This window comes from Mesorhizobium sp. AR02, from assembly GCF_024746835.1.
Lineage (GTDB): Bacteria > Pseudomonadota > Alphaproteobacteria > Rhizobiales > Rhizobiaceae > Mesorhizobium.
The window spans coordinates 7,341,536-7,365,404 of record NZ_CP080531.1; the positions used below are offsets into that span (position 1 = coordinate 7,341,536).

Annotated in this window: 24 protein-coding genes; 12 read left to right on the forward strand and 12 right to left on the reverse strand. The window is 62.1% G+C overall.

Going from position 1 to position 23,869, the window contains the following annotated elements; genetic code table 11:
* Positions 1–57: 57 nt before the first annotated feature.
* Together DBIPINDM_RS43390 and DBIPINDM_RS40070 are read right to left on the reverse strand one after the other, a co-directional pair.
* The gene (locus DBIPINDM_RS43390) at positions 58–1,599 is read right to left on the reverse strand and encodes an amino acid ABC transporter permease/ATP-binding protein (protein ID WP_318036924.1); all 1,542 of its coding nucleotides are present in this window, start codon (positions 1,597–1,599) and stop codon (positions 58–60) included.
* Positions 1,600–1,700: 101 nt separating this feature from the next.
* Positions 1,701–2,543 carry an ABC transporter substrate-binding protein gene (locus DBIPINDM_RS40070; protein ID WP_258584529.1) on the reverse strand — a complete coding sequence of 281 codons (843 nt, stop codon included), beginning with the start codon at positions 2,541–2,543 and terminating at the stop codon, positions 1,701–1,703.
* 231 nt (positions 2,544–2,774) lie between these two features.
* On the opposite strand from DBIPINDM_RS40070, the gene DBIPINDM_RS40075 reads away from it, so the two are divergent.
* Positions 2,775–3,863, forward strand: a complete 1,089-nt coding sequence (locus DBIPINDM_RS40075) for a LacI family DNA-binding transcriptional regulator (protein WP_258584530.1) — start codon at positions 2,775–2,777, stop codon at positions 3,861–3,863.
* Between the two features lie 12 nt (positions 3,864–3,875).
* On the opposite strand, the gene DBIPINDM_RS40080 is transcribed toward DBIPINDM_RS40075, so the two are convergent.
* A complete protein-coding gene (locus DBIPINDM_RS40080) occupies positions 3,876–4,430 on the reverse strand; it encodes a TetR/AcrR family transcriptional regulator (protein WP_258584531.1) in 555 nt (184 codons plus the stop codon).
* A 149-nt stretch (positions 4,431–4,579) separates the two neighbouring features.
* Here DBIPINDM_RS40080 and DBIPINDM_RS40085 point away from each other — a divergent pair, with 149 nt between their 5' ends.
* Positions 4,580–5,362 (forward strand): NIPSNAP family protein, encoded by a 783-nt coding sequence (locus tag DBIPINDM_RS40085; RefSeq protein WP_258589459.1) that lies wholly within the window; start codon positions 4,580–4,582, stop codon positions 5,360–5,362.
* On the opposite strand, the gene DBIPINDM_RS40090 is transcribed toward DBIPINDM_RS40085, so the two are convergent.
* Together DBIPINDM_RS40090 and choX are read right to left on the reverse strand one after the other, a co-directional pair.
* The gene (locus DBIPINDM_RS40090) at positions 5,359–6,192 is read right to left on the reverse strand and encodes an alpha/beta fold hydrolase (protein ID WP_258584532.1); all 834 of its coding nucleotides are present in this window, start codon (positions 6,190–6,192) and stop codon (positions 5,359–5,361) included. The two genes, DBIPINDM_RS40085 and DBIPINDM_RS40090, sit on opposite strands and share 4 nt — an antisense overlap.
* On the reverse strand, positions 6,189–7,127 hold the full coding sequence (gene choX / locus DBIPINDM_RS40095; protein ID WP_258584533.1) for a choline ABC transporter substrate-binding protein: 939 nt from the start codon (positions 7,125–7,127) through the stop codon (positions 6,189–6,191). Before choX ends, DBIPINDM_RS40090 begins: the two co-directional genes overlap by 4 nt.
* 92 nt (positions 7,128–7,219) lie before the next feature.
* Here choX and betI point away from each other — a divergent pair, with 92 nt between their 5' ends.
* The gene (gene betI / locus DBIPINDM_RS40100) at positions 7,220–7,858 is read left to right on the forward strand and encodes a choline-responsive transcriptional repressor BetI (RefSeq protein ID WP_258584534.1); all 639 of its coding nucleotides are present in this window, start codon (positions 7,220–7,222) and stop codon (positions 7,856–7,858) included.
* Positions 7,859–7,897: 39 nt separating this feature from the next.
* Here betI and DBIPINDM_RS40105 read toward each other — a convergent pair whose 3' ends face one another.
* Positions 7,898–8,833, reverse strand: a complete 936-nt coding sequence (locus DBIPINDM_RS40105; RefSeq protein WP_258584535.1) for a glycosyl transferase family 90 — start codon at positions 8,831–8,833, stop codon at positions 7,898–7,900.
* A gap of 223 nt (positions 8,834–9,056) precedes the next feature.
* Between DBIPINDM_RS40105 and DBIPINDM_RS40110 the strand changes: the two genes are divergently transcribed.
* The 5 genes from DBIPINDM_RS40110 to DBIPINDM_RS40130 all read left to right on the forward strand — a co-directional run bounded on the left by DBIPINDM_RS40110 (position 9,057) and on the right by DBIPINDM_RS40130 (position 13,326).
* On the forward strand, positions 9,057–9,830 hold the full coding sequence (locus DBIPINDM_RS40110) for an SDR family NAD(P)-dependent oxidoreductase (RefSeq protein WP_258584536.1): 774 nt from the start codon (positions 9,057–9,059) through the stop codon (positions 9,828–9,830).
* Positions 9,831–10,012: 182 nt separating this feature from the next.
* On the forward strand, positions 10,013–10,561 hold the full coding sequence (locus DBIPINDM_RS40115; RefSeq protein WP_258584537.1) for a DUF805 domain-containing protein: 549 nt from the start codon (positions 10,013–10,015) through the stop codon (positions 10,559–10,561).
* Positions 10,562–10,739: 178 nt separating this feature from the next.
* The gene (fumC, locus tag DBIPINDM_RS40120; protein WP_258584538.1) at positions 10,740–12,137 is read left to right on the forward strand and encodes a class II fumarate hydratase; all 1,398 of its coding nucleotides are present in this window, start codon (positions 10,740–10,742) and stop codon (positions 12,135–12,137) included.
* Between the two features lie 176 nt (positions 12,138–12,313).
* Entirely contained in the window at positions 12,314–12,736 is a 423-nt protein-coding gene (locus DBIPINDM_RS40125) for a DoxX family protein (protein WP_258584539.1), read from the forward strand.
* A 185-nt stretch (positions 12,737–12,921) separates the two neighbouring features.
* The gene (locus DBIPINDM_RS40130) at positions 12,922–13,326 is read left to right on the forward strand and encodes a DoxX family protein (RefSeq protein WP_258584540.1); all 405 of its coding nucleotides are present in this window, start codon (positions 12,922–12,924) and stop codon (positions 13,324–13,326) included.
* Positions 13,327–13,618: 292 nt separating this feature from the next.
* Here the strand turns inward: DBIPINDM_RS40130 and ppx are convergent, their stop codons facing one another.
* A complete protein-coding gene (gene ppx / locus DBIPINDM_RS40135; protein WP_258584541.1) occupies positions 13,619–15,154 on the reverse strand; it encodes an exopolyphosphatase in 1,536 nt (511 codons plus the stop codon).
* The gene (locus DBIPINDM_RS40140; RefSeq protein ID WP_258584542.1) at positions 15,154–17,355 is read right to left on the reverse strand and encodes an RNA degradosome polyphosphate kinase; all 2,202 of its coding nucleotides are present in this window, start codon (positions 17,353–17,355) and stop codon (positions 15,154–15,156) included. The genes ppx and DBIPINDM_RS40140 overlap by 1 nt, the downstream gene beginning before the upstream one ends.
* A 144-nt stretch (positions 17,356–17,499) precedes the next feature.
* Here DBIPINDM_RS40140 and DBIPINDM_RS40145 point away from each other — a divergent pair, with 144 nt between their 5' ends.
* The 4 genes from DBIPINDM_RS40145 to DBIPINDM_RS40160 all read left to right on the forward strand — a co-directional run bounded on the left by DBIPINDM_RS40145 (position 17,500) and on the right by DBIPINDM_RS40160 (position 19,654).
* Positions 17,500–17,745, forward strand: a complete 246-nt coding sequence (locus tag DBIPINDM_RS40145) for a zinc-finger domain-containing protein (protein WP_015318409.1) — start codon at positions 17,500–17,502, stop codon at positions 17,743–17,745.
* Positions 17,746–17,764: 19 nt separating this feature from the next.
* Positions 17,765–19,012, forward strand: coding sequence for an FAD-dependent monooxygenase (locus DBIPINDM_RS40150; RefSeq protein ID WP_258584543.1), 1,248 nt, complete (start codon positions 17,765–17,767; stop codon positions 19,010–19,012).
* A gap of 80 nt (positions 19,013–19,092) precedes the next feature.
* Complete coding sequence (locus DBIPINDM_RS40155) at positions 19,093–19,353, forward strand: BrnT family toxin (protein ID WP_258584544.1); 261 nt, start codon at positions 19,093–19,095, stop codon at positions 19,351–19,353.
* Positions 19,331–19,654 carry a BrnA antitoxin family protein gene (locus DBIPINDM_RS40160; protein ID WP_258584545.1) on the forward strand — a complete coding sequence of 108 codons (324 nt, stop codon included), beginning with the start codon at positions 19,331–19,333 and terminating at the stop codon, positions 19,652–19,654. The genes DBIPINDM_RS40155 and DBIPINDM_RS40160 overlap by 23 nt, the downstream gene beginning before the upstream one ends.
* 24 nt (positions 19,655–19,678) lie before the next feature.
* Here DBIPINDM_RS40160 and DBIPINDM_RS40165 read toward each other — a convergent pair whose 3' ends face one another.
* From DBIPINDM_RS40165 to DBIPINDM_RS40180, 4 genes are all read right to left on the reverse strand, one after another.
* Positions 19,679–20,344, reverse strand: a complete 666-nt coding sequence (locus DBIPINDM_RS40165; RefSeq protein ID WP_258584546.1) for a TIGR02117 family protein — start codon at positions 20,342–20,344, stop codon at positions 19,679–19,681.
* A gap of 299 nt (positions 20,345–20,643) precedes the next feature.
* Positions 20,644–21,393 carry an amino acid ABC transporter ATP-binding protein gene (locus DBIPINDM_RS40170; protein WP_031240865.1) on the reverse strand — a complete coding sequence of 250 codons (750 nt, stop codon included), beginning with the start codon at positions 21,391–21,393 and terminating at the stop codon, positions 20,644–20,646.
* 78 nt (positions 21,394–21,471) lie between these two features.
* Positions 21,472–22,629 (reverse strand): amino acid ABC transporter permease, encoded by a 1,158-nt coding sequence (locus DBIPINDM_RS40175; RefSeq protein WP_258584547.1) that lies wholly within the window; start codon positions 22,627–22,629, stop codon positions 21,472–21,474.
* Between the two features lie 4 nt (positions 22,630–22,633).
* Positions 22,634–23,821: an amino acid ABC transporter permease gene (locus DBIPINDM_RS40180; protein ID WP_258584548.1), complete on the reverse strand. Its 1,188-nt coding sequence runs from the start codon at positions 23,819–23,821 to the stop codon at positions 22,634–22,636.
* Positions 23,822–23,869 lie beyond the last annotated feature (48 nt).

Genomic DNA, 23,869 nt, shown 5'->3' on the forward strand with positions numbered 1-23,869 from the left:
GATATTCTTTCACTGGTGGAGGTTGGATTGGGCGGCCGTCTCAGGGCTCATGCTCGATCAAAGCACTTCGGCAAGGAAGTGCTTCAGACGCGTGCTTTTCGGAGTGTCGAAGATCGCAGCAGGCGTGCCGACCTCGATGACGCGGCCTTCATCCATGAAGACGACCTGGTCGGCGACCTTGCGGGCAAAGCCCATCTCATGAGTCACCACGACCATTGTCATGCCGCGGCGGCCGAGGTCCGCCATGAGGTTGAGCACGCCCTTCACCAGTTCGGGATCGAGTGCGCTCGTCACTTCGTCGAACAGGATGACCTCCGGGTCCATTGCCAGTGCACGGGCGATCGCCACACGCTGCTGCTGGCCACCGGACAGGCTTCCGGGACGATGGTGTTTGCGGGCGGCAAGCCCGACATCGGCAAGGCGTGCCTCGGCGATGCGCTCAGCTTCCTGTATCGTGAGGCCTTTTACCTTGGTCAGCGACAGCATGACGTTTTCGAGGGCCGTGTGGTCGGGAAACAGGTTGAACTGCTGGAAAACCATGCCGACACGCCGGCGCAGTTTTTCAGGCTTCATCGCCAGGATGCTCGCGCCATCGAGCAAGACGTCACCGCCCTTGGGCTCGACCAGGCGGTTGAGGCAGCGCAGCAAGGTCGACTTGCCCGAACCTGATGGACCAATGACGCATGTGACCGTGCCTGGTTTGACCGCCAGGCTGACGCCTTTGAGAACATCGAGATCGCCATAGGCCATGTCGAGATCGGTGATGGCGAGACTGCCGCCCTTGAAGCGGGGCAGCGCCGAGCTGCCTTCAGGGCTGGCCTCAGCGGGTGGGCTGCTGATGGCGCTCTCCAGTTCGCTCACTTCGGCAAGGCCGCTGGTGACGAGGCCTGCCTTTTGCTTTCCGACCCGCAGCGAGTTGTCGATGTAGTTGACCACATGGGTCAACGGCACGGTGATGACGAGATAGAACACGCCGGCCAGAAGCAATGGAGAAAGGTTTCCGGTGACCACCGCCTGGTCCTGGCCGACACGGAAAATCTCGCGCTCCGACGCGAGCAGACCGAGGAAGTAGACAAGGCTCGAATCCTTGACGTTGCCGATGAACTGGTTGACCAGGGCCGGCAAGACGCGGCGGATGCCTTGCGGTATCACGATCAGGCGCATACCTTGGCCGTAGCTCATGCTGAGCGCCCTGCAGGCCTCCATCTGCCCGCGCTCGACGCTCTGGATGCCCGAGCGGAAGATTTCGCCGACGTAGGCGCCGGCGATCAGGCTGAGGGCGAGAATGCCGAGCGGATAGGGCGAAGGCCCAAAGATTTCACGGCCGATGCGGGCAAAGCCCTGGCCAATCAGCAGAATCGTGACGATCGCCGGAAGGCCACGGAAAATATCCGTGTAGACCCGGGCGGGAATGCGCAGCCAGCGCGATTGCGAGATGCCCATGACTGCCAGGATCATGCCGAGAATGACACCCAGTACCGTGGACGCGGCTGCGAGGATCAAGGTGTTCTTCAATCCGATGGTGATCATGCTCGGCAGCACGTCCGCCATGGCCTGCCAGTCGAGGAAACTGCGCCGCAGGTTTTCAAGCCAGTTCATTCGGTCCCCTTTTCCACTGCGCCATTCGTGCCATCAGGAAATCAGGCGCAACGGCGTGTCGTCCAGCCGCCGGCCGTCAAGGCCGGTGGCTGGAGGCGCGGTTACTTCTTGGGGAGATACTGGTCGGGCATCGGCGAACCGGGGAACCACTTCTCGTACAGCGTCTTCCAGGTGCCGTCCTGCATGGCCGCATGAAGGGCAGTGTTCAATGCCTCGCGAAACTTGTCGTTGCCCTTGCGCACCACGAAGCCAGCCGGCGCGTCAAAGGAAGGAATATTGACCGCGATCTTCAGGTTCGGATAGCGAACGCCATAGTCCTTGGCGGCCTCGTAATCGAGGAAATGCGCGTCGACGGTTCCGTTGTTGAGTGCTGAGACGGCGGAGTTGTTGTCGGGGAATTTGACGAGATCAGTTCCGACAAAGTTCTTCGCCGCGTAGATTTCCTGGAGCGTCCCCTGCACGACGCCGAGGCGCTTGCCTTTGAGCCCGTCCGCCGACGTGATCGCCTTGTCGGCGGTAAGCACAGAGAGATAGCCTGCAAGATACCCGTCGGAAAAGTCGACGGTCTTCTTGCGCGCTTCCGTCGTGCCGATTGCCGCGACCGCGACATCGAAGCGTTCGTTCGCAACCGAAGGCATCAGCGCCGAGAATTCCTGGCCGGTGAAGATCACCTGGTCCGGCTTGAATCCAAGGCGGCTCGCGACGTTGCGGAACAATTCGATGTCGAAGCCGGTGAACGTGCCGTCCGCTTGGGTGAAAGCGTAGGGTTTGGCATCGCCCATGGTACCAACGCTGATGACTTTCGCATCGATAAGACCATAGGGATTGTCGTCCGCGGCGGCTGCTCCCGAAACCAACCCGGCGCCGATGCACGCGGCCATAAGAGCCATCGCGCCGATCCGGACCGGTGACATCAACGACTTGAGAATTCCTATCCTGCTCATGTCTTCTCTCCACTCTGAAGGTCTGTTCTTCTTGGTATTTACGTCGAGCCGCCATCTCGCGCTTGACATCGCCCGCCGCCGCGACCGCGACATATGCAGTGACGTTCGTTACGCCTCCTGGCTCGCAATTTTCTAAAAGAGACCGGTCTCTTATTGCTTGAGACCGGTCTCTTTGATAATCGTTATCGCCAGATTGACCTTCCGTCAACAACTCTTGTAGTCGTTCAACCGATGAAAAGAACCGCGCCCAAGACCCAGTCGATAACGGTCAGCGATGTCGCCCGCGCGGCAAACGTATCGAAAGCGACGGCCGCGCGCGTGCTCGGCGGATACGGCGTCGTCAGCGACATGATCCGCGCGGATGTCATGGCCGCGGCCAAGGCACTGGACTACCGTCCAAACGAGCTGGCTCGCAGCATGACGACCGGCCGTTCCGGCATCATCGGGGTGGTTGTCGGCGACATCGAGAACCCGTTCTTCAGCCTCGCGGTGCGCGGCATCAGCGACGCGGCAAGAGCAGCCGGGTTCAACGTCATTCTGGCCAACTCCGGCGAGAGGATCGAGGTTGAAAAGGCAGCCGTGCGGCTGTTGATCGGCAAGCGCGTCGACGGGCTGATCGTCACGCCATCGGAATCGCGTGACATCTCACACCTGCGCGACATCCATCGTTCAGGCCGGCCGCTTGCCCTGCTTGACAGGGCGCTGCCCGATCTGGATGTCGATACAGTCACGGTCGACGATCGCGGCATAGCCATGCGGGCGACCCGCATTCTTGTGGATGCCGGACACCGCAACATCGCCTATGTGACCGCGGTCGACGCCGAAGGGCATGAGTACCGCGATCTCGGGCAAATCTACACCTCGTCGGTTCGCGAGCGCATCGACGGTTTCCTCATCGTGTGCCGAGATGCTGGAATTGATCGGCCAGAACGCTATGTTCGCCTTGGTGCGACAAGCCCCGCCGAAACGCGAAGGGTTGCCGACGAGATGCTGTCCGGGCCGGATCGGCCGACGGCGATCTTTGCCTCCGACAGCGTCATAGCACTGGAGATATTCAGGGTGATCCGCGAGCGCGGCTTGCGGGTTCCCGAGGACATTTCGCTGATCACCTTCCATGATGCGGACTGGACGAGCGTGACAACCCCACCCATTACCGTCATCGACCAGCCTGTCTACGCGCTTGGCAAGAGTGTCGCGGAATTGCTCATCCGGCGATTGAAGGGAGATCCGCGCCCGGCGGAAAGGCTCATTCTGCCAACATCGATCTTTGAGCGCGGGTCCGTTGGCCCGCCCCCAAACGCCATCGTCAAGCGCGCGTAGCGCGGCTGCGGCTCAGGCTTCGCCGAGAGCCGCCAGACAGTCCCGCAACACGGTCGCGTCCTGTGCTGTCTTGGCCATCGACATGGCGCCGGAATAGGTGGCGACGGCAAGTGCCGCGAAACGCTCGGGATCGGTGCCTTGCTCCCTGCCCTCCTGCTGGTCGGCCCTGACCTTGTCGGCGATCGCCTGGCGCCAGGCTGAAAAGATGCCGGCAAGGGCGGTGCGCAGATCGGGATCGGCGAGCGACAGTTCATGCGCCAGATTGTTGAGTGGACAGCCGCGCACGAAGCCCTGATGTTCCAGTTCCGCCGCCACGGCCTCGAATACGGCCCGAACCCCCTCGCGCGCCGAAGCCGCTGTCTTTACCGGCGCGATCCACGTTTCCTCGACCGCCGCCGCCACGCGCTCTTCGATCACCGCCAGGACCAGTGCCTTCTTGGTCGGGAAATGATGATGCAGCGCGCCGCCGCTGACGTCAGCCGCCGCCATCAGATCACCCAGGCTGGAAGCGTGATAGCCGCGTGCCTGGAACGCAATCTCGGCGACATCGAGCACTTTCCGGCGCATGCCTTCGGGGTCATTGACGCGTTTTCTTGGCCGTGGGCCTGACCGAAGGATCATCTCTGCTGACATTGCTCGACAATAGCATGTTGACAAAACAGGACAACCGGTCTGTTTATGAACAGGATGATCACCCTGTTTCTGGAGACCCGCTGATGAACCTCCCCCTGAACGTTGCGCCGGAAGCTGCCGCGCTCGCCTCGCCTGTCGTCGAATTGCGGCAATACACGCTGAAGCCTGGGCAGCGTGAAACGCTGATTGCCCTCTTCGACCGGGAATTCATCGAGAGCCAGGAAGAGGCCGGAATGACCATCATCGGCCAGTTCCGCGATCTCGACCGTCCGGACATGTTCGTCTGGCTGCGCGGCTTCGACAGTATGGATGCACGAAAGGACGCCCTGACCGCCTTCTATGACGGCCCGATCTGGGCGGCGCACCGCGATGCGGCCAATGCGACAATGATCGATTCCGACGATGTGTTGCTGCTGAAGCCGGCTTGGCCGGGCGCCGGCTTTGATCTCTCGGGCGCGCAGCGCGCTGGCTTGACCACCGGCGAAAAGCCAATTCCAAACAAGCCGCTGGCTGGCATTGTTGTCATCCAGATTCATCATTTGCGGCCGGGAGCGGAGACCGAGTTCGCCAGTCGCTTCGAGGCCGAGGCGGCGCCAACGATGAAGGCGCCCGACACTCGCCTCCTCGCTGCCTTTATCACGGAGCATGCCGAAAACAGCTTTCCGCGCCTGCCGGTGCGGGTGAGCGAAAACGTCTTCCTTTCCGTCACCCGGTTCGACAGCACCGAGGCGCATGCCCGCCACGAAGCCGCCCTCGACGCTTCGCCGGCATGGCGCGCTTTTTGGCAGGCAGTTCAGCTTGACCTGACCAAACCAACGGAGACGTTGCGGCTGTCGCCCACCTCGCGATCGTTGGTCGGGCGTTAGGCTTCAAATGTCCCGATGATGGCCCGCGCGACAAAGGCCGGATCCTCCCAATGCGGGTTGTGGCCACACGCTTCGGCACGCATGAGGCTCGCCCCCGCCAGGCAACGCAACAGCGCCTGCTGATGCGCCTCGCCGAATAGCGGGTCACACGCGCCGGCGATGATCAGCGTTCGGATCCGCACCTTTTGTGCCGCACTGGTCAGGTCAGCGCGGCAAATCTCCTCCAGGATGGCGCGCCAGCGCGCCGCGGGCATCGCCGATGCGTCTTTCGCCAGGCCGGCGAGAAACGGCTGGGGCACACCGGGCCGGCAAGCATGCCACCAGCCATAGAACGGGTCGGCCGGCGATATCGGGTCGCGCAGGGCCTGCACGCCCGCGACGAGCGGATGCCATGCGAAATCGGGCTTCAACGTGCCGGCCATGACCACCAGCCCGCCGATAAGGTCGTTGTTCCGCGCAGCCAAAGCGATGGCCACCATGGCGCCCAGCGAATGGCCAATAACGACAGGTCGATCGAGCTGCAAATGCTGGATCAGCCCGGCAATGTCATCGGCGAAGTCGTCAATGCCGAAGCCCTTGCCCGCTGGCGACGCGCCGTGGCCGCGCAGGTCGGGCATGATCAGCCGGCGGCCGGCGAGATACGGCGCCAGGAGTGAAAAGCTGCGGCTGGTATCGGTGAAGCCATGCACCAAAACCAGCGCCGGTTCGGCGCCTGATATCTCGACATAGGCGATCTCAAGGCCGCCGGAATTGATGAATTGCTTGCGGCCGGCCCAGGCGTCCTGCTCCGCCCAGGCATCCGGAGCTGCTTCCAGCGCGACCGATGTCACAGGCCGAGCTTCTCCTTGACCGCGGCAAGGCCGGGCTTGCCGTCGAAGGTGGTGACGCCGGCGAGCCAGGCGTCGAGGCGGTTCTTGTTCGCGGTGATCGCCTTCAGCGCCCCGTCCTCCGGCTTCATGCCGTCATTGATCAGATAACCCATGCCGACATTCTCGAAATCGATGTCGAAGGCGAGGTTTTTGAGGAACTGCGCGACATTTGGGCATTGCTGCAGATAGCCCTTGCGCACCTGCGTCGTCACCGTCGCGGCGCCGAAATTCGGGCCAAAGAACTTGTCGCCGCCGGTCAGATATTTGAAATCGTACATGGTGTTCATCGGATGCGGGGCCCAGCCCTGGAAGACGATGAACTGCTTCTCCTTGATCTCATAGCCGACCTCGGAAAGCATGCCGGCCTCGCTCGACTCGACCACTTGCCAGCCGTCAAGACCGAGCGAGGGGTCGGCGATGGCGTCCATCATCAGCTGGTTCGAACCGGGCTCGATGCCATACATTTTCTTGCCGAACTTGTCGGCGAATTTGTGCAGGTCGGCAAAGTCCTTGACGCCGGCATCCCAGACATAGGTCGGCACGGCGAAGGTGTATTTGGCGCCTTCGAGATTGACGCGCACATTCTCGACCGAGCCATCCTTCTTGTAGGGCTCGTAATAGGTGACCATGGCCGGATCCCAATAGCCGAGGAACAGGTCCAGATCGTTGTTCTTCATGCCTTCGTAGATGACGTTGATGCCCAGCACCGAGCTTTGCGGCTGGTAGCCGAGCGCGCCGAGCAAGACATTGGCGACGCCGGTGGTGAAGGCAAGATCGTTCCAACCCGGTTCAGCCATGCGGACCGCCCTGCACTGCTCGGCCTCTGCCGCCTGAGCCGCATGAGCGGCCAGCATCAGGGCTGCAAGACAGACGCTATTTGCAAGCATGCGGGCCATTTCGGTTCTCCTCGTCACGGTCGCTAACATTGGATTGACCAATTGGTCTTTTTACTGTCCCATTGGTCAAGTGTTGATCTAGGCGGACGAAGATGTCAACGTGGATTCGCAATGCTTGGATCAAAGCCGTGAAACTCAAGCGTCTTAGTGACATACGCCGCAAGGAGTTGCGGCAGGCCGCCTTCGCGGTGCTGGAGCGCGAGGGCATTGCGGGTGCGACCCTGGAAAAGGTGGCCGCCCATGCCGGCGCCTCCAAGGGCATCGTGCTGCATTATTTCCGCAACAAGCAGGAATTGTTCGAGCATGCGATGCGCGAGGCCAACGCCGTGCTGCGCGACGCGGTGGTCGCCCGACTTCGCCAGGCACGCACGCCGATGGAGCGGCTCGATGCGGTGATCGATGGCAATTTCGAGGAGCATCTGTTCCTGCCACCTCTTTGCCATGCCTGGCTTTCCCTCTGTGCCGAGGTGCCGCGCGACGAGAAGCTGGCACGCATCCAGAAGGTGCTGCATGCGCGCATGCGCTCGAACCTGTTGTCCGGCCTGCACGGCCTTGCCTCACCCAGCGAGGCGGGCGACATCGCGCTTGGCGTCACCGCGCTGATCGACGGGCTTAGGCTGCGCCTCGGCCTGGAGCCGGGTAGTGTGTCGCGCGAACAGGCGATCCGCCAAGTCAAGGATTTTGTCGCTGCGCGCCTGGCCATGCACCAGCATCCGACTGCCGGCGCGTAAGCCAGCGCGAATTTCATACCGTGTGACAGGCGCGGTCTATCAGGGCGGCCAGCCGGTCGCACGCTTGCGCCCCTGCAGACCGGATTTGAGATTGCCACCGGCTGCCGCATGATCCTGCAGGAGCTTTGCCCATGCTGCCACGGCCGCCGCGCGAGTCAGGCGAACTTGCGCGAAATGCCGCGCCTCCGCGGCTATTTCGGCTTCCAGCTTCGGATTGGCGCGCAGCCACTCGATGCGTTCGGCCAGATCCGACATGTCGCGCGCCACCGGGACATAGTGGCGAAACGGTTCGATATCGTCGAAGAACCACTCGCGCCACGGGCGATCCTGCAGCAGCACGACGCGCTTGGTGTGAAGCAGCATCTTGAAGCGGCCGCTGTAACCCGCCCCTTCGACATCAATCATGTATCTGTAGGTGGCGACCTGGTCTTCCATCGTCCGGAACCTGGTGGAATACCGATTGGTGGCGACATCGTAATTCGCCTCGGTGTCATACGCCTCGATCAGGTCCGGGCGGGCCGACGCGATCTCGACGATCCTTTTGCGGGCAACGTTCATGCAGCGCCCCGCCCAGAACAACCTGTTGTCGCGCGGCGGCTGTTCCGATGCAGCCGCCATCGCCCGCGTCTTCTGGTCATAGTCGTCGAACTTAGCGTCCGGCCAACCATCGAAGACGAAATCGGGCGCGGCCACCTCGCCATAGCCGTCGGCTTGCGAGAAGGCGAAACGCGTGCGGAAATGGCGATGCCTTCGGCGCGACGGCGTATCGCCGAGAAGCATGTAGAAGGGCGGCAGGCTGCGGACGCCCAGGGATGCCAACGCCTCGGCTATCAAAGTCAGGACCTGCACATGCCTTTCAAGCCAGGCGGCACGGGAGCGCACCTTGAGCTTGCCGCCTTCGAAACGGCAGTGGATCTCGCCGCGATTGAGGCCGGGCAGAAAGCGCCTGCCGACCTCGACGACGTCGATAGCCATGGGAAGCGCCTTTAGGCTGGTCCTGAGTGGTGCCATTTTTAAGAGACGCTCGCCGCGACCTGTTTCGATCAACGCGGCTATCGCGTTGGCGCGGTGGATGCAAGGGCAGACGATCCGGCGTCGGCAACTGGCGAAGTTCATACCGTGGGATAGGCCAGCGGCTTGACCCGGGCCGCGACTATGCCGTGCTCTGGCATTGGCCAAGGCGACCTCGGAGTGCCCGATGAGACTGCAAGACAAGCGCACACTGGTGACCGGCGGCTCGGACGGCATCGGCCTGGCAATCGCGGAAGCGTTCCTGCGCAAGGGCGCAGATGTCCTGATCGTCGGCCGCGACGCCGGCAAGCTCGAAGCCGCGCGCCAGAAGCTGACGGCTCACGGTCGGGCCGGCGCGGTGGAGACAGTGTCGGCCGATCTTGCCACCAGCCCCGGCATCGCAACTGTTATCGAGCATGTGAAAGAGGCCGGCCGGCCGCTCGACGTTCTCGTCAACAATGCCGGTGTCGCCTACCTCGTGCCGTTCGAGACCGTCAGCGAGGCGCAGTTCCAGCACTCCTTCGCGCTCAATGTGACGGCGGCGTTCTTCCTCACCCAGGGGCTGCTGCCGCATTTCGGCGCCGGTGCATCCGTCATCAACATCTCCTCCTATTTTGCCAGCAAGATGATCCCGAAGCGGCCCTCCAGCCTCTACTCCCTGTCCAAAGGCGCGTTGAACTCGCTGACCAAATCGCTTGCCTTCGAGCTCGGTCCGCGCGGCATCCGCGTCAACGCCATCGCGCCCGGCACGGTCGACACCGCCATGCGACGCAAGACCGTCGACAATCTGCCAGCCGAGGCACAGGCGGAGTTGAAGGCCTATGTCGAACGCAGCTATCCGCTGGGGCGCATTGGCCGCCCGGACGACCTCGCCGGCATCGCGGTCTATCTGGCCTGCGATGAATCCGCCTGGACCAGCGGTGGTATCTTTGCCGTGGATGGTGGCTACACGGCCGGGTGAGAAGCGTGTGCGCCTCTTCGCTTCCCACCGATCGCTCGCTGTTCGATGGTATTTGCGCGGTATTTTTCATAGCAGTTAACCATCGAACCAAGTGACTCGCCTCACCTATGCCTTCAGCAAAGTATTTTTACTGACTTTTTACTTTACCGATGAAGGCTGCTCGGGTTGACAGCGGGGCATCAATGAATTTCTTGTTTGGATTTTCTGGACGCATCGGGCGAGCGCAATGGTGGCTGGCCTCGTTCGTGATCGTCTTGGTGTGGGTGTTGGTCGTGGTGGGGTTCGTAGCCATCATGGCGGTGGTTGACCCGTCCAGCGAGCACAAGCCTGGAGAGCTGTCCCACGGCGGCCTGAGCGTTGGCGTCGCATTATTCGCGGGCATCATACTTTCTTGCTGGATCAAGGTCGCAGCGATTATCAAGCGCTACCATGATCTGAATAAGCCGGGGGTCTGGCTCCTGTTGACCTTCATCCCCATTATCGGCCCGATCTGGGTGACCATCGAATGCGGGTTTTTCGCTGGTACATCTGGCGACAACGACTATGGCCCGCCACCCGGCACAAGTGATCGTGCAACTTTTATGAGTGACGTCGATGCTCATATTTCACGCATGAAGGCCGAGCGCTCGGTTCAGCAGCAACCGCCATCCGTCAGGGTGGATACAGCAGCCCCGGCGCAGCAAACGAGGCGCCCAACAAGCACAACCGGATTTGGCCGCCGCGGCCTCTGAGCCCGATAGAAGGGTCAGTGACCGCACCGAAGCAGGAAATCCACCGGCTGCATGCGACGCACATTCCTGAACAGCCTTGCTTCAACCGATTTGCATCTTCACCGCTCGCAATCTCCGCTTGATGCGTTTTGTGCAACGCGATACGCCGTTGCCCAAATCGACAGACCGGAGACTTGCCGTGAGCACGCCAAAGACCAGAACTGAAACCGATACGTTCGGCCCCATCGAGGTTGCCGCCGACCGCTATTGGGGTGCGCAGGCGCAGCGTTCCCTGGGCAATTTCAAGATCGGCTGGGAAAAGCAGCCGGTTTCGGTGGTGCGCGCGCTGGGCATCGTCAAGCGGGCTGCGGCGGAAGCCAATATGGAGCTGAAGCGGCTCGATCCTGCGATCGGCAAGGCGATCATCGCGGCCGCGCAGGAGGTCATCGACGGCAAGCTCAATGACCATTTCCCGCTGGTGGTCTGGCAAACGGGCTCTGGTACACAGTCCAACATGAACGCCAACGAGGTGATCTCCAACCGGGCGATCGAGATGCTGGGCGGCGTCATGGGCTCGAAGAAGCCGGTGCACCCCAACGACCACGTCAATATGAGCCAGTCGTCGAACGACACCTATCCGACGGCCATGCATATCGCCTGCGCCGAGCGCATCGTGCACGATCTGCTGCCGGCGCTGAAGCACCTGCACAAGGCGCTCGCCGCCAAGAGCAGGGAGTTCAACCACATCATCAAGATCGGCCGCACGCACACGCAGGATGCCACCCCTCTCACGCTGGGCCAGGAATTTTCCGGTTATGCGGCGCAGGTTGCCTCCTCGATCAAGCGCATCGAACTGACACTGCCCGGCCTGCAGGAACTGGCGCAGGGCGGCACCGCCGTCGGCACCGGCCTCAATGCGCCGGTCGGCTTCGCCGAGCGGGTGGCTGATCGCATCGCTGCCATCACCGGTATCGCCTTCGTCACCGCGCCGAACAAGTTCGAGGCGCTCGCGGCACACGATTCCATGGTGTTCTCGCACGGCGCCATCAATGCGGCGGCCGCCGCGCTCTTCAAGGTCGCCAACGACATCCGCTTCCTCGGTTCCGGCCCGCGATCGGGCCTCGGCGAGTTGTCGCTGCCGGAAAACGAACCCGGTTCGTCGATCATGCCGGGCAAGGTCAATCCAACGCAGTGCGAAGCGATGACACAGGTCTGCGTGCAGGTGTTCGGCAACAACGCAGCAGTGACCTTCGCCGGCAGCCAGGGGCATTTCGAGCTCAATGTCTACAATCCGCTGATGGCCTACAATTTCCTGCAGTCGGTGCAGCTGCTCGCAGACGCGTCGGTCTCGTTCACCGACAATTGCGTCGTCGGCATCGAGGCGCGTGAAGACAACATCAAGGCGGCGCTCGACCGCTCGCTGATGCTGGTGACGGCGCTCGCCCCAACCATCGGCTACGACAACGCCGCCAAGATCGCCAAGACGGCGCACAAGAACGGCACGACGCTGCGCGAGGAAGCGCTGGCCACCGGACTGGTCAGCGAGGCCGACTATGACCGGCTTGTGCGGCCGGAGGACATGACGCATCCGGGCTAAGTGTTTTGCGGCGGGAGAATTTACTCCCGTCACCGCATCGCCCGACAAGAATTTCGCGCTTCCTGGCCGATCACGGAAATGTACAGCCTGTGAACGATGTGTCGCCGGATAGGCGGCTTTGGTGAACAGTCGGCATCGTCTATCTCTGGGTCATTCAACCCATTCGGAGAGCCACCATGTCCATCAACACTTCCGCCGCCGGCGCCGGCACCGCGTCCAACAGCTCTGTAACCATCCTGCTCGGCCGCATCCTGCTCGCGGTCATTTTCCTGCTTTCCGGTTTCGGCAAGCTCACCGCCATTTCCGGTACCGCTGCCTATTTCGGCGGCCTCGGCCTGCCCCTTCCGACCGTAACCGCGGTTGTCGTCGGCCTGATCGAACTGCTCGGCGGCCTTGCCGTCCTCGTCGGTTTCCAGACCAGGGTCGCCGCCGTGGTGCTCGCGGTCTTCACCGTCGCCACCGGACTTGTCGCACACACCGGCTGGGCCGACCAGATGCAGATGATCCAGTTTCTCAAGAACCTCGCCATCACCGGCGGCTTCCTGCTGCTGGCTTCATCGGGCGCCGGCGCCTACTCGATCGACGCCAAGCGCGGCTGAACCCTCCCTCCCAAGCTCCCCCTCCCAGGCCCCCCCTCCCAGGCCTTGACAGACGCGGCGCGGAATTTTCCGCGCCGCTTTTTCGTTGTCTGGAATAGCCGGTTCGGTATCGGCCGAAGCCGCGCAGGGGTAAACTGCGCGGTAGCCGGCTCGAGCCCAATCGGGCGCAGGCAAGGGAGGTGGCCATGGCCCGCAACGCATTGCTTCTGGTTTCGCGACTGCTGTTTGCCGTGCTGTTCGTACCGTCCGGCTTCCAGGCACTTGCCAACATCGCTGGCACAACCAGTTACTTCGCCGGCCTCGGTCTGCCGCTGCCGACGCTCGCTGCCTGGGGCACGGGCCTGTTCGAGCTGATCGCCGGATTGCTGATCCTCATCGGTTTCCAGACCCGGATCGTGGCACCGCTCTTGGCGGCCTTCTGCGTCGTTGCCGGTTTCATCGGCCATTACGGCCAGGGCGCCGATGATGCGACGCTCGCCTTCCTGCACCAGCAAATGCTGATGAAGGACATTGCGATATCAGGCGGCTTCCTGGCGCTGGCCATGGCTGGTGCGGGTGCCTGGTCGGCCGACGGACGCGGCGCGGTTTGATATCTTTGCTTAAGCGCGCCCGAGCTGGTCGACCCCCACTCCGTCTCGGCTTCGCCGAGCCACCTCTCCCCCGATCGACGGGGTAGAGGAAGGGCGCGAGCCTATTGCCGCCAACGCTTTTCCAACGAGACTCCCTTCCTTTCCCTCCGGAGGGGGAAAGGTGGCGCTGCTTCGCAGCGACGGATTGGGGGAAGCCGGTCCTCAAACGCGAAGCCGACGACGACTGATCACGACCGGGCAGGTCAAATACCCGCTTGAGTCAGATAGGACACGGTCTGCTATCAGGCCGCGCCTACTTCACCGAAACGCTCGGCCCACCCTCGACCGCCAGCACCAGCCTGCGGTTGGTGATCCGCGCCAGCTGCGCCAGGCGGCCGGCCGGCCGCTCGCCGTAGAGGTCGGAGAGCGACGCCGGCAACACCAGCGCCAGCACGCCATTGGCGCGCTGCTCCCATTTCAGTCTGGGCATGATGCCGGGCATCGAGGCCGTCAGCAGATAGACGACGCGCATCATCGCCGCCAGCACGCGAGCCCGCTCGAGGTAGCGCGGTGTTGCCAGTGCCTTGATTTCCGGTGCGATGGATTCGTTGAAGATGCCGTCGTGCCGATAGGCGTTGGCCAAAGCCAGGAAGGCACGGCCGGGATGGTCGACGCCGTAGAAAGAGGCATGGGCAATGATGTTGAGCGACTGCCTGCCGCGGTATTCCGGGTGCGCGCGCCAGCCGATGTCGGCCAGCAATGCGGCGGCGTGGCGGTAGCGCGCCTCGTCCTCGGTCTCGTCGATGCCGAAGGCGGCAAAGGATTTGGCCGTCCAGTCGACCAGCTCATGCGCATGGGTGACCGAGCGCGAGCGCAACCGGGCGAGTTCCTCGGATGCCGAAATCAACGGATCGGCCTTCTGCTCGGCCTCGTCGAGCAGCGAATAGAGGAAGCCTTCGCGCACACCGAGCGCCGAGACGATGATCTTCGACGGCTGCATCGCCACCATGATCTCCTGCAGCACGATGGCGCCATAGGGCAGCAGCGAGCGGCGGTTCTTCGAGACGCCTTCGATCCCCTTGACCTTCTCGATCTCGGCCTTGGCCACCTGCTTGAGAAAGGTCGTCGCACTGTCGGCTGACATCTCGTAATGGTGCATGACGCCCAGCGGGTAGTTGGTCATCTCCATGTGCAGCCGGGCGAGGTTTCGCCAGGTGCCGCCGACGGCGTAGAAGGGCCGGCCCTGCCCGCCCTTCAACAGCTTGGCCCGCGCCAGCTCGTCACGCGCGATCTTCTGCGCCTGGGTGAGCGAATTCTTCGCCATGTCCTGCAGGCGCAGGCCACCGAGCGGCAGCGTTATGCCGTCACCGATCGCCTCGCCATTGACGTCGACCAGTTCGAGGCTGCCGCCACCCAGATCGCCGGCGATGCCATTGGCCGGGTGGAAGCCGGAAATGACGCCGAGCGCCGAATAGTAAGCTTCCTGGCGCCCGCTGATCACGCGGATCTCGGTTTTCAGCACGTCTTCGGCGCGGTGGATGAAATCGGGACCGTTGATTGCCTCACGCGCCGCGGCGGTGGCCAGAACATACATATGCTCGGAGCCGGCCTGATCGGACAGCGCACGAAAGCGGCGGAACTCTTCCATCGAGCGCGTCACCGCCTCGGGGTCGAGTTTGCCGGTCGAAACGATGCCGCGGCCAAGACCAGCCAGCATCTTTTCGTTGAACAGCATGGTCGGCGAGCGCGCCAGCCCTTCATAGACAACGAGGCGGATCGAATTCGACCCGATGTCGATGATGGACAGCGGTCGGCGGTCCTGCAGCCGGCCCTGGGAATCAGACAGCATCAGGTGGACGCTGCGGCGTTCTTCTTGCGGCGCTTGAACTGCGCAATGCGCTTGGGCGCATGCGACTTCAGCGCGTCACCCCGTCCCGACAGGCTCGGATTGGTCATGAAATATTCCTGCGCGTTGAACGGTTCCTCGCCCTCCTCCAGCACCACGCGCCGGGAGGTTCCATCAGCCAATACGTCGAAACTTTGCTGATTGTCCATGATGTTGCCCAGCATGATCTGGCCCAGGATCTGTTCATGCACAGTTGGATTGGTGATCGGCACCATGGTTTCGACGCGGCGGTCAAGATTGCGCGGCATCAGGTCGGCCGAGGAGATGTAGACGATCGCTTCATCCGAGGGCAGACCATGGCCGTTGCCGAAGCAATAGATGCGGCTGTGTTCGAGGAACCGGCCGACGATCGACTTGACCCTGATGTTTTCCGACAGGCCCGGCACCTGCGGCCGCAGGCAGCAGATACCGCGCACAACAAGGTCGATTTCTACCCCCGCGCGGCTGGCATCGTAAAGCGCGTCGATGACGATCGGGTCGACGAGCGCGTTCATCTTCATCCAGATGCGCGCCGGCTTTCCTTCCAGCGCATGGGCGACTTCGTCGGAAATGTGCTTCAAGATGCGGCTTCTCAGCGTGAACGGCGAGATCGCGATCCGCATTTCATCGGTCGGCTCGGCATAGCCGGTGATGAAGTTGAACAGCTGGGCGACATCGCGGGCGATCGTCGGATCGGTGGTGAAAAAGGACAGGTCGGTGTAGATGCGCGCGGTGACGGGGTGGTAGTTGCCAGTGCCGAGATGCACATAGTTGCGCAGCTTGCCGTCCTCGCGCCGCACCACCAGCGACATTTTCGCGTGGGTCTTCAACTCGAGGAAGCCGAACACGACCTGCACGCCGGCGCGCTCGAGATCGCGCGCCCAGCGGATATTGGCTTCCTCGTCGAAGCGGGCCTTGAGCTCGACCAATGCGGTCACCGACTTGCCGGCCTCGGCCGCGTCGACCAGCGCGCGCACGATCGGGCTGTCGTTGGAGGTGCGGTAGAGCGTCTGCTTGATCGCCACCACTTCGGGATCGGCCATGGCCTGGCGCAGGAACTGCACGACGACGTCGAAGGATTCATAGGGGTGATGGACGACAATGTCCTTCTCGCGGATGGCGGCAAAGCAGTCGCCGCCATGCTCGCGGATGCGCTCGGGAAAGCGCGGATTGTAGGGGGTGAACTTCAGGTCATCGCGGGGGATGGAGACAATCTCGGAGATCTGGCTGAGCGCCAGCGGACCGGTGAGCACGCTGATGCGGCTCGACGACACGCCAAGCTCGCCGGCGACGAAATCGCGCAATTCGCTCGGCATCAGCTTGTCGAATTCGATGCGGATCACCGAACCGCGGCGGCGGCGCTTCAGCGCCGTCTCGAACAGGCGCACGAGATCTTCCGATTCTTCCTCGACCTCGATATCGCTGTCTCGAATGATGCGGAACGTGCCGGAACCCTTGACCTCGTAGCCCGGAAACAGCTTGCCGATATAGAGGCCGACCGCCTCTTCCAACGGGATAAAGCGGACATGGTGCTTGCGATCGGGCAAACGGATGAAGCGCTTCAGCGCCACCGGCAGACGCAAGAGCGCACTCATCTCCTCGCCATTCTTGCGGTGGCGCAGCTGCAGCGCCATCGAGAAGCCGAGATTGGGAATGAACGGGAACGGATGCGCCGGGTCGATCGACAGCGGGGTGAGCACCGGAAACACCTGGTCCTGGAAATGCTCTTCCAGCCAGACTTTTTCGTCCTTGGTCAGCGCATCTCGCGTAATGCTCTCGATGCCTTCCTTGTTGAGCAGAACGGTCAGCGCCGAAAGGCTTTTCTGCTGGTCTTCCTGCAGCCGCTCGACCTCGCGCAACAGTTGCTCGAGCTGCTGTTCGGGGGTGCGGCCATCAGGGCTCTTCAGCACAATGCCCTCGCGGACCTGGCCGGCGAGGCCGGCGACACGCACCATGAAGAACTCGTCGAGGTTGGCGGCCGAGATCGACAGGAAGCGGACACGCTCCAGCAACGGATGATGGGTGTTCAGCGATTCTTCGAGCACGCGGCGATTGAATTGCAGCCAGGAAAACTCGCGATTGACGAAACGGTCCGGGTTACCGCTTTCCGGGCTCGCCGCCTCGACATTGATGAATTCGCTCTGCACCGGCTTCAGTTCGTTCATGGTTCCTGCTCTTCCCACCAGCTCAGCCGGTTAACCGGCTTAACTTATCCTCTGACAGGCTTTTGCGACAGTTTCATTTCATCGATCTTGCAAAGAGACCTGTTATGATCCAGATGCATGCGAGACTGCGTTAAGGAGACGACGATGGCAGGCGGTTCCATTCCCCATTTCCAGAACGATGCGGGCCATCCGGCGATCGACATCGGGGTCAAGGAATTCATGTGCACGGGCGCCAACCCGCCTTTCGACCACCCGCATGTGTTTCTCGACATGGGCGACGACAATGAGAAAGTCTGCCCCTATTGCTCCACGCTCTACCGCTATTCGCCAAAGCTGAAGGCGACGGAAACGCTGCCGGCCGGCTGCCTCTACATCGACCAGGCCGCCTAGGCCTCCAGCGGCTGAGCCCATGCACGACGCACAGTTCCGGCAAGTCATCGTCGCCGGGGCCGGCGTTGCCGGGCTGACAGCCGCCCTCGCCTTCGCCGCACGCGGCTACCCCGTGCGGGTGTTCGAACAGGTGCCGCGCCTGGAAGCGGTTGGCGCCGGCATCCAGCTTTCTCCCAACGCGACACGCATCCTGCGAGACCTCGGCGTGCTGGACCGGCTGTTGCGGACAGCGGTTATGCCGGAAGCGGTGGTGCTGAAAGACGCCGCGACGTTGCGCGAACTGGCCCACGTGCCGCTGGGGCAAGCCGGCGAAAGGCGTTGGGGGGCGCCTTATCTCGTCGCCCACAGGGCCGACCTGCAGAGCGCACTGACGGCGCGTGTTGCCGATATGCCGGGTATTCATCTCACCACCGGTACGCGCGTCGCCAGCATTGCCACCGGCAGCCATGGTGTTACGGCGAGTGTCGAGGTCAACGGCAAGACGGCCGAGGCACAAGGCTCCTTGCTGGTCGGCGCCGATGGCGTCTGGTCCTCGGTGCGCGCGCTTGTCGATTCGACCAAGAGGGTGGCATCGCCAAGAAGCCGTTTTTCGGGCGAACTGGCCTGGCGCGCCACCATCGCGGGCGACAGCCCCGCCGGGCACGCCTTTGCCGCGATCGGCGCGGCCGACTGCGTCACGACCTTTCTGCATCCGGGCTTCCACATGGTCGCCTATCCCGTCAGCAAGGGTGATGCCTTCAACCTCGTCGCCTTCACCAAAGGCGAGCGCATTGCCGAGGGCTGGTCCGGCCATGCCGATCCCGGCATCCTGGCCGCCGCTATGCGCGGCACCGCGCCAGGTCTCGCAAAGCTGATGGAACTGGCCGGCCCGTGGCTGACGTGGCCGCTCCATACCGTCGAACAGAAGCCGCCCTGGACAACGCCGGATGGCATCGCACTGATCGGCGACGCCGCACATGCGATGACGCCGTTCGCCGCACAAGGTGCGGCGATGGCGATCGAGGATGCGGCTACGCTTGCGAGTGTCATCGCAGACTTCCCTGCCCATCTCCTGGGCGCGCTTACCGTCTGGGAGCAGTCTCGGCGGCCGCGTGTCGCACAGGTCGCCCGACGCGGTGCTGTCAACCGCCTCGCTTGGCATGCGTCAGGTCCTGTGGCGATTGCCCGCAACCTGTTCCTGAAGGCGCGTCCGCCGGAGAAGCTCGCGGCGGATTTGGATTGGCTCTATGGCTGGCGGGATGAGCAGACTGAATCTGCCAGCCCTTGAAGTAGTGGCAATTTGTAGTTACATTTTCGTAGTTATATGTGAGGCATAGATTGCGATTTGAGTGGGATGCTGAAAAAGCGATGTCCAACTTGCGCAAACATGGCGTGAGTTTTGAGGTCGCCGCTCGTGCTTTCCTCGACCCCTTTGCACTGACAGTTCAAGACCGGGTGGAGGAAGGTGAATACCGCTGGCAGACGATTGGCGCCGTCGATGGAACATTGGTGCTGTTGATAGCGCATGCCGACCGAGAGGAAGACGGGATCGAGGTGATCCGCATCATTTCAGCACGGCTCGCTACGCCTAAGGAGAGAAGAAGCTATGGGCAAAATCGTCCGACATGAAATCGACCCCGTGAATCCGTCTCTTTTGACAGAGGCTCAGAAGGCCGAGATCGCTGCTCTTAAGGCGCGATCGGAGAGCGATGTCGATACCAGCGATATTCCCGAATTGACCGAAAAGTTCTGGCAGAACGCGGTCCGAAATCCCTACTTCAAACCGATCAAGCAGCAGTTGACCCTTCGTCTCGATTCCGATCTCGTCGCCTGGTTCAAGAGACGCGAGCCGGACGGCCGGGGCTATCAGAGCGCGATCAACAAGGCGCTTCGAGAGTATGTAGCAAAGCAGGAGCAAAAGACCGGCTGACCCGTTCCTCGATATCTTCAGTCGTCAATTGTACAACCGCATCGACAGACCGAGCGAAACCGGCAGCGGGTTCCACCAGCCGGTGCGCAGGCCGGCAGTGCGCAGCGCGGCGGCGGTCCAGGTGTTGCAGCCGACCAGTGCGTTGAAATGGCCGTTGGCTTCGAAGAAACCGTCGAATCTGGAATAAGCGGCATTCTGGATATGGATCGGGCCACTCGGTCCCTGCTGAAAACTGGCCTGGATAAAATCAAGCAATGCCGCGAACTGGTCCTTACCGATGTCGAAGCCGGCGACATCGGGATGCGGCTCGACGATATCGCCGGCGACATCGACATGCATGACCGACGCGTCGAGGGTCAGCGCTTTCATCACTGGAACGGCTTTGAGTTCAGACCAGGTCGGCGTTTCCAGATAGAAGGCGCGGCCACCCCAGCCGAAGACGATGTAGCGCACCTCAGGAATGTCGGTCGGGATGCCGGCTTTGACCAAAAAATGAAAGCGCTGACGCACAGCATCGTCGACCGGAATGGCGATGTCGGTATGGATCGGATTTCTCAGCACCAGGATATGACGCGTCGCAGACTTGTCGCCGGCTGTTTGCCAGAGTGGCCGCGGCACCAAAGTGCCGAGCGTCACGGCGAACGCGACCGCGATCAACAGCAGACCAAGAATACGACCGAGCTTTTTCATGAATGGCGGCCCTGCAAACGCATCCGGCGCGACACGAACCGCCCGCCTATCTCTTTGCTCTGACGCAATTCCCAAGGCAAAGCGCTACGCGCTTTTCCCGGGAAAACCGCTTCACACTTTTCCTGGAATTGCTCCAGTCACCCATACGCAAAAGAGCCCGGCACTGTTTCAGCCGGGCTCTCCTTGGTTATCGAAAACCTAGAGCAGTTCACCGTTTCACGGAACCGGCGAACCGCTCTAACTCTTTGTTTTGACGCAATTCCGGACGGAAAACCGTTCACACTTTTCCTGGAATTGCTCTAGTGCAGGATCTGCGACAGGAACAGCTTCGTGCGCTCGTGGCGCGGATGGTCGAAGAACTCGGCCGGCGTGTTCTGCTCGACGATCTGGCCCTGATCCATGAAGATCACCCGGTTGGCGACCTTGCGGGCAAAGCCCATTTCGTGGGTGACACACAGCATGGTCATGCCTTCCTCGGCCAGACCGACCATGGTCTCCAGCACTTCCTTGATCATTTCCGGGTCGAGCGCCGAGGTCGGCTCGTCGAACAGCATGATGCGCGGGTTCATGCACAACGAGCGCGCGATCGCCACGCGCTGCTGCTGGCCGCCGGACAGCTGGCCGGGATATTTGTTGGCCTGCTCCGGGATTTTCACGCGCTTGAGGAAATGCATGGCGATTTCCTCGGCCTGTTTCTTGGGTGTCTTGCGCACCCAGATCGGCGCCAGCGTGCAGTTCTCCAAGATGGTCAGATGCGGGAACAGGTTGAAGTGCTGGAACACCATGCCGACCTCGCGGCGCACCTCGTCGATCTTCTTCAGATCGTTGGTCAGTTCCTTGCCGTCGACGATGATCTTGCCCTTCTGGTGCTCCTCCAGCCGGTTGATGCAGCGGATCATGGTCGATTTGCCGGAACCCGACGGCCCGCAGATGACGATGCGCTCGCCGCGCATCACCTTCAGGTTGATGTCCTTCAGCACATGGAACTCGCCATACCATTTGTGCATGGCGATGATGTCGATGGCGACATCGGTGGTCGAGATGTGCATCTTGGCGGCGTTGACCTTGATCTCTTCCGCGCTGACGGCATTTTCGGTGGCCATGACAGGGTCCCCTTGTTCTTTTGTTTAGCGTTTGTGGCCGGTGTCGAGCCGGCGTTCGGTGTACATTGAATAGCGCGACATGCCGAAGCAGAACAGCCAAAAGACGAAGGCTGCGAACACCAGGCCGGACCTGGCCGTTTGCGGCGTCGCCCAATTGGCGTCCGAGAAGTTCTGCTTGACGACGCCGAGCAGGTCGAACATCGAGATGATGAGGACCAGACTGGTGTCCTTGAACATGCCGATGAAGGTGTTGACGATGCCGGGAATGACCAGCTTCAGCGCCTGCGGCAGCACGATCAGCCCCATCTTCTGCCAATAGCCGAGGCCGAGCGAATCGGCGCCTTCATACTGGCCTTTGGGGATCGCCTGCAGGCCGCCGCGCACCACTTCAGCCATATAGGCGGCGGCAAACAGCGACACGCCGATCAGCGCCCGCAGGAACTTGTCGAAGGTGACGCCCGCCGGCAGGAACAACGGCAGCATGACGCTGACGAAGAACAGGACGGTGATCAGCGGGATGCCGCGCACCGTTTCGATGAAGACCACGCACAGCGTCTTGACGATCGGCATTTTCGAACGCCGGCCGAGCGCCAGCACGGTGCCCAGCGGCAGCGACACCGCAATGCCGACGAAGGACAGGCTGAGCGTGACCAGCAGGCCACCCCAGCGCGAGGTCTCGACATGCGGCAAGCCGAATACGCCGCCAATCAGCAGGAAAAAGGAGACGATCGGCAGCACCAGGAACAGCAGGATGGCGTTCAGCCCCTTGCGTGGCACGCGCGGGATCAGCATCGGCACCAGCAGCGCCACGAACAGGATGGCAACCAGGATCGGCCGCCAGCGCTCCTCGATCGGATAGGTGCCGAACATGAACTGGCCGAACTTGGCATTGACGAAGGCCCAGCAGGCGCCGGTCCAGCCATCGGGCTGAATGCCGCCTTGTGCAACGGTCGCACAGACAGTGCGGTCCGGCCCGGTCCACTGTGCATTGATGAACGCCCAGTTGATGACCTGCGGCAGGACCCAGGCAACGATGGCGATGCCAAGAATGGTCATGATGGTGTCGCCGACCGTGCCGACCAGGTTCCTGCGCACCCAGGCCATCGGGCCGCTGACGCTGGCCGGCGCAGGCTGCGCCAGGGCCATTTCGGTGCGCACCCAGGACATATCGTGTTCCTGCATGGCTCTACCTTTCCACCAGCGCCATTTTGGCGTTGACCACGTTCATGACGGCCGAGGTCACAAGGCTGAGTATGAGATAGGCGATCATCATGATCAGCACGCCCTCGACCGCCTGCCCGGTCTGGTTCAGCACCGTTCCGGCTGTCGCCGTCAGGTCCGGATAGCCGATGGCGATCGCCAGCGACGAGTTCTTGGTCAGGTTGAGATACTGGCTGGTCAGCGGCGGGATGACGATGCGCATGGCCTGCGGCACGACAACCAGCCGCAAGATCGACCCGGATCGCAGTCCAAGTGCCGACGCCGCCTCGGTCTGGCCCTTGCTGACACCCCTGATGCCAGCACGTACGATTTCGGCGATGAAGGCCGCCGTGTAGCAGGACAGCGCCAGATAGAGCGACAGGAACTCCGGCTTGACCTGAAAGCCGCCGGTCAGGTTGAAGGTCGATTGTTTGGGGAGATCAAAGCTCAACGGAAAGCCGCTTAGTGCGTAAGCGAGTAACGGCAGGCCGACAATCAAAGCCACCGAGGTCCAGAGCACCGGAAATTGCTGGCCTGTCGCCATCTGCCGCTGACGCGCCGTGCGGGCGACGAACCACGCCATGGCAATGCCGACAAGCAGAGCGACGAAGATCAACCAGGAGCCCTCGCCCCAGACCGGGCGGGGAAAGTAGAAGCCGCGCTGGTTGAGGAAGGAGCCGAAGGGCAGATGATAGCTGTCACGCGGCGCCGGCAGCACCGCCAGCACGCCGGAATACCAGAAGAAGATGACCAGCAGCGGCGGGATGTTGCGGAAGACCTCGACATACACCGTGCAGATCTTCTGGATCAGCCAGTTCTGCGACAGGCGGCCGATGCCGATGACGAAGCCGATGACGGTGGCGGTGATGATGCCGGCGACGGCGACGATGATGGTGTTGATCAGGCCGACAAGGATGGCGCGGCCATAGGTCGAGTCCGACGTATAGGCGATCGGCGTGTCCGAGATGTCGAATCCGGCGCGTCCCCTGAGGAAACCGAAGCCGGAGGCGATGTGCAGGCGCTGCAGATTGTCGATGACATTCTGCACGATCCACCAGACGGAGCCGAACAGAACGATGACGACCAGCGTCTGGAAGAAGAGGCTGCGGACTTTCGGATCATTGATGAAGGAGGCCCCGCTGGGCTCCTCGCGAATAACTTCCTGCGATGCCATGTGACCGTCCCCTGGAAAGAGAAACCGGAAGGCAGATATCTGCCTCCC

Coding starts and splice junctions, on each gene's coding strand:
- DBIPINDM_RS40170 (WP_031240865.1), bottom strand. CDS start 21,393: ATGCACATCTCGACCACCGATGTCGCCATCGACATCATCGCCATGCAC.
- DBIPINDM_RS40105 (WP_258584535.1), bottom strand. CDS start 8,833: ATGGCTATCGACGTCGTCGAGGTCGGCAGGCGCTTTCTGCCCGGCCTC.
- DBIPINDM_RS40150 (WP_258584543.1), top strand. CDS start 17,765: ATGCACGACGCACAGTTCCGGCAAGTCATCGTCGCCGGGGCCGGCGTT.
- choX (WP_258584533.1), bottom strand. CDS start 7,127: ATGGCCCGCATGCTTGCAAATAGCGTCTGTCTTGCAGCCCTGATGCTG.
- DBIPINDM_RS40175 (WP_258584547.1), bottom strand. CDS start 22,629: ATGCAGGAACACGATATGTCCTGGGTGCGCACCGAAATGGCCCTGGCG.
- DBIPINDM_RS40080 (WP_258584531.1), bottom strand. CDS start 4,430: ATGCGCCGGAAAGTGCTCGATGTCGCCGAGATTGCGTTCCAGGCACGC.
- DBIPINDM_RS40085 (WP_258589459.1), top strand. CDS start 4,580: ATGAACCTCCCCCTGAACGTTGCGCCGGAAGCTGCCGCGCTCGCCTCG.
- DBIPINDM_RS40160 (WP_258584545.1), top strand. CDS start 19,331: ATGGGCAAAATCGTCCGACATGAAATCGACCCCGTGAATCCGTCTCTT.
- DBIPINDM_RS40165 (WP_258584546.1), bottom strand. CDS start 20,344: ATGAAAAAGCTCGGTCGTATTCTTGGTCTGCTGTTGATCGCGGTCGCG.
- DBIPINDM_RS40125 (WP_258584539.1), top strand. CDS start 12,314: ATGTCCATCAACACTTCCGCCGCCGGCGCCGGCACCGCGTCCAACAGC.
- DBIPINDM_RS40110 (WP_258584536.1), top strand. CDS start 9,057: ATGAGACTGCAAGACAAGCGCACACTGGTGACCGGCGGCTCGGACGGC.
- DBIPINDM_RS40130 (WP_258584540.1), top strand. CDS start 12,922: ATGGCCCGCAACGCATTGCTTCTGGTTTCGCGACTGCTGTTTGCCGTG.
- DBIPINDM_RS40145 (WP_015318409.1), top strand. CDS start 17,500: ATGGCAGGCGGTTCCATTCCCCATTTCCAGAACGATGCGGGCCATCCG.
- DBIPINDM_RS40155 (WP_258584544.1), top strand. CDS start 19,093: ATGTCCAACTTGCGCAAACATGGCGTGAGTTTTGAGGTCGCCGCTCGT.
- ppx (WP_258584541.1), bottom strand. CDS start 15,154: ATGCTGTCTGATTCCCAGGGCCGGCTGCAGGACCGCCGACCGCTGTCC.
- DBIPINDM_RS40115 (WP_258584537.1), top strand. CDS start 10,013: ATGAATTTCTTGTTTGGATTTTCTGGACGCATCGGGCGAGCGCAATGG.
- betI (WP_258584534.1), top strand. CDS start 7,220: ATGTCAACGTGGATTCGCAATGCTTGGATCAAAGCCGTGAAACTCAAG.
- DBIPINDM_RS40140 (WP_258584542.1), bottom strand. CDS start 17,355: ATGAACGAACTGAAGCCGGTGCAGAGCGAATTCATCAATGTCGAGGCG.
- DBIPINDM_RS40180 (WP_258584548.1), bottom strand. CDS start 23,821: ATGGCATCGCAGGAAGTTATTCGCGAGGAGCCCAGCGGGGCCTCCTTC.
- DBIPINDM_RS43390 (WP_318036924.1), bottom strand. CDS start 1,599: ATGAACTGGCTTGAAAACCTGCGGCGCAGTTTCCTCGACTGGCAGGCC.
- DBIPINDM_RS40070 (WP_258584529.1), bottom strand. CDS start 2,543: ATGAGCAGGATAGGAATTCTCAAGTCGTTGATGTCACCGGTCCGGATC.
- DBIPINDM_RS40075 (WP_258584530.1), top strand. CDS start 2,775: ATGAAAAGAACCGCGCCCAAGACCCAGTCGATAACGGTCAGCGATGTC.